This is a genomic window from Bartonella queenslandensis AUST/NH15 (genome assembly GCF_000312585.1).
Classification (GTDB): domain Bacteria; phylum Pseudomonadota; class Alphaproteobacteria; order Rhizobiales; family Rhizobiaceae; genus Bartonella; species Bartonella queenslandensis_A.
In genome coordinates, this window is the sequence record NZ_HE998003.1 from 259,839 (window position 1) to 264,274 (window position 4,436).

Sequence of the window (4,436 nt, forward strand, 5' to 3'; positions counted from 1 at the left end):
CCTTCATCAATCACGGTCAGTTGATTTCCACGGATGCTTTGCACCTGATGATCAGGGAACAAGAGGGTGCTCATTCGCAACAAGCTTTTCTTGAGAATGCGTCGGACGGGATTATCAGAAGTGGTGGCGCTTTTGTTGTGAGCGCAGGGCAATTAGGCAATGCCGGTGTGCTTGGCTCTGGTGGTGAGAGCGTTGCCCTCAATGTGGCGGGAGATATCAGCAATAGTGGGCTGGTCTATGCCAAAAAATCCATGATCATATCCTTGAAGGGCGATTTGACCAACAAGCATGGTAAAATTGTTGCTGAAGAGGCTTTTACCCTTGGCGGGTTGAAGGAGAAACGTGCGGGGCATGTGGTGAATGAGGCTGGTGTCCTGAGTGCTTTTTCTGGCGCCATGAAGCTTGTTGCCACCTCTTTTGTCAATAAAGGCGATGGAACAACAACGCTTCTTCAACAGGATTCATCACACAATGGTCAACAGTCTTCTTCGTTGGATGATGGAACAGCGTATGTTTTAGCGCAGGCCGGTCTTTCGATTGATGTCGGTGCTTTTGAGAATACCGATGGTCTTCTTTCAGCGCAAGGTGCTGTCAATGTTGTTGCTGATAGCATAACGCAGGCAGGAGTTATCAAGGTTGCAAGTGGTGTTCTTCAACTCAACAGCCATGGACATTTAAGCAATAGTGGAATCATAGAAAGCAATGGTGCCATTGCTTTGCATGCGCAAAAAAATCTCCACCAAACAGGGCATATTGTTTCGCAAAAGCGGGTAGAGCTCTCCAGTGATGCTATATTGACGCTTGGCCAATCAAGTGAAATCGCCGCTTATGATGTCGCACTGAAGGCAGGTATTCTCACTCAAGCAGGGCTTGTGCAGGCGCAGGGCGGGGTTCTCAACCTTAAGAGTGAGGGTGTTTTGCGCAATGACGGGACCATGGCAGGGGGTGTTGTTGAGGCAACGCTTGGGTCTTTGGAAAACTTTGGTGCATTTTTAGCCCGTGACAGCTTTACTCTTGTTGCCACAAACCATGATCCCTTGCCCCATGATCCCTTGTCAGTACAAGGTGCTTTTGTTTTCAATGCTGGGGATGGGGTTCTCAAAAGTGGTGGCGCTTTTGTTTTGACGACAGATGCCCTGAACAATGTCGGTGTTCTTGGTTCCAGTGGTGATGCGGTTGTCCTCAATGTAACGGGGGATATGAACAATAGCGGGCTGATTTACGCGAAGAAGTCCGCAACATTCTCTTTAGATGGTTCTTTGCTTAATCAGCATGGCGATGTCATTGCTGAAGACAATTTGCTTATTCGTGGCTTAAGGGGAGAGCGGGCTGGTCATGTGATCAACAGTTCAGGGCTTTTAGAAGCTGTTTCAGGCGATATGACTTTCAATGTCTTGGCACTTTCCAATCTACGCGAAGGTGGGGTGGAGGTGACCGATAAAGTGGTTGGTCACAGTTATGTGCAAGGACAATGGGAACCAATCCCAGGTGGTGATAAACACACAAAGATTAAGAAAAATATCGATACGACAGTCATTCGTCAGCAGGCACATTTTAAGCATAATGCGGCACAGATTTTAGCAGGGCGCCATCTCACGGTTCATGCTGGCGATATCCGCAATAGCTACAGTTTGATTGCTGCCAATGGCAACATTGAGGTGCGAGGCGATACACTGCTCAATAAAGGGCGCGATTTAATCGAAACAACCAAGATTGTGACGACAACACGCTACAGACACAAAGACTGTAATTTCTGGAGCAATCCAGGGTGTATAGGCGGTGCAGACGAATGGGATGGACCTACTTTTGTTGAAATCCCCACGCGCACTTATGATGCAGTTTATGGCACAATTGAAGCGGGCGGTACGCTTCATGCCAAGATAACAGGCTATATTGATAATCATGCGGTGCGTGAGGGCGTAGAGCAAGTTGGCTTAAGCTCTGGCGATAAAGGCTTAGCAGGGGGTAAAAATACCGACTTTGAAGGATCAAAACCGCAGATCAGCAATGATCGATTAGAGGGGATGATCAATGATTTGAGGGGGCATAAAGCGCTTTTTGCACCAAGTATCCAAACACCAGAACCAGAATCCATACAAGTTCCAAAGCAAGATGGGCTTGGCAACGTCCAGACAGAGTTGGCAGGTCACCAAACTCCACAAGTGTCGTTTTTGATAGAAACGCGTCCAGACTTTATCAACCCCAGCAAATTTTTGGGATCGGATTATTTCCTCAAAAGGGTTGGTGGTTATAAGCCAGAGCATCCGTTTAAAAGGTTGGGGGATGCCCATTATGAATATCGTCTGGTGGGGGAGCAAATTTTTGAGCTGACAGGCAATCGCGGTCTTTTGGATGTTGAAGATCCCAATGCGCAAATGCAAAGGCTTTATGACAATGCACTCGCACAGCAAGGTCCTTTGGGGTTAGAGCTAGGTAAGCCATTAACACCTCAGCAAATTGCTGAGATCAAAAAAGATATGATCTGGCTTGAGAGGCATGTTGTAAATGGGCAAGAGGTTTTGGTGCCTCGCGTTTATTTGGCGCCAAACACTTCATTTGCGCAAGATATTTATGGGGACAAAACGCAGCAAGCAAGTCTCGCCAGTGCACACTTAAAAGGCAATGGCGTTACTCTGAACGCGGATCGTTTTAGCAATAGCGGTAGCATCTTGAGTGATGATGCATTGCATGTTTCAACCACGAAAACTTTGTTTAATGATGGTGGTTTTTTGCTTGGCGGCGGTGCTGTCGATCTCAAGAGTGGGGATCTTTTAGTCAATTCTTCAGGGGTTATTCTGGGGAATATCATCACCCTCAATGCGAAGACAATCATTGATGGGATTACAAAAATCCGTGACACGAATGAATATGGTTTTGTTGACCGGAGCGGACAGCAGGCACAAATCATCTCTATAAAGGATTTAAACATTCACTCCCTTGACGCTTTAAGCATGAACGGCGGGCAATGGAGCAGTGGTGGACCGATGACGGTCATTGTTGATGGTTCTGCTACATTGGGCTCATTAGTATTAGAGAGTGACCAAAAACAAAGCTTGAAAAAAGGACATTATGACGCTCAAAGCAGTCTTCACCAGTTGGCTGAAGTCAACAGTGATGAAGATCTGACCATTGTTACAGGGGGGGATCTTAACCTTGGGGGGAAATTTACAGCCAAGGGCAATGGGAATTTCACCAGTGGTGGGGCTCTCAACGTGGTTTCAGAGCAAGACTATAGCAGTTTTGATTTGGATCTGAGAGGCAAAGAAGGCGAGAAATCGAAGCAAAAGAATAAGTTTCGTCAACAATCAACGGAAGTCACCACAAACAAAACCACGATAGAAACAGAAGGCAACCTCTCTATGGATGCGAAGAAAGGGGATCTCACCCTTGATGCCGTAGGCTTGAAAAGTGGTGGCGAGACGCATCTAGCGGCAGAGGGGAAGATCAAGTTTCTGACCAATAAGGATCAAGATTTTAAGGATACGTATCAGCGTAATGAAAACCTTGTGTGGTGGAGTGAGAGCGATAAAGGCTATCTGAATGAGACCATCAAGCATGTGACCATAGAAGCTGGTGGGGGCATGAAGCTTGATGCGGGCAATGGCTTTGTTGTTGAATATGAGACAACGGGTGATTTTGACAAATCCCTTGAGCAATTGGCACGCTCTCCAGGACTATCATGGGTCAAGCAATTGCGTGATGATCCAGAATTAGCCAAGCAAGTTGATTGGCAGGCCGTGAGGTCTGAATTTAAAGACTGGGATTATAAAGCCCAAGGTCTGACAGAAGCTGGTGCTGCTTTAGTTGCATTGGCTGTCACGGCTGTCACGGGTGGCGCAGCGTCCACAGCGGCGAGTGCCATTACTGGTGCTTTGGGACTTGGCTCGAGCACCGCCATGAATGCAGCGATACAGGCAGGCGTTCAAGCACTGATTAACAAAAGTGCTGTGGCTCTTGTGAATAATCGCGGCAACATTGCCGGCGCATTGCATGAGCTTGGCTCTTCAAAGAATATTCTGGGTATTGTGTCCTCGATGTTAACAGCAGGCTTAACCAGCCAACTCACCGAAATGGCTGGTGTTGGGCAATCTTTGCCCAAAACCGCTCCTTTGGTTGATCGCATCACCCGTGAGGCGGAAAAGAACCTGATCAAAGCCGCCATTGGCACGGGGGTGCAAACGGCTCTTCAAGGCGGTTCTCTTGACAAGAACTTTTTTAATAATCTGCGCATCGCCTTGTCTGATACGGTTGGCAAATCGTTAGCGGAAGAAATCGGCACCGCTAAGGCAGAGGGCAAAATAGACACGATCACACAGATCGTTGCTCACGCTGGTCTTGGCTGCTTAAAAGGCGCGGTTGCAAGCGGTGCTTGCTCTGCTGGTGCGATTGGTGGCGCTGTGGGTGAAGCTACCGCTATGCTCCAATTTAAACTGTGG

1 protein-coding gene is annotated in these 4,436 nt (G+C 47.7%); it reads left to right on the forward strand.

Going from position 1 to position 4,436, the window contains the following annotated elements:
- A partial coding sequence (locus BN338_RS06255) for a DUF637 domain-containing protein (RefSeq protein WP_198003683.1) occupies positions 1-4,436 on the forward strand: 4,436 nt, incomplete at both ends.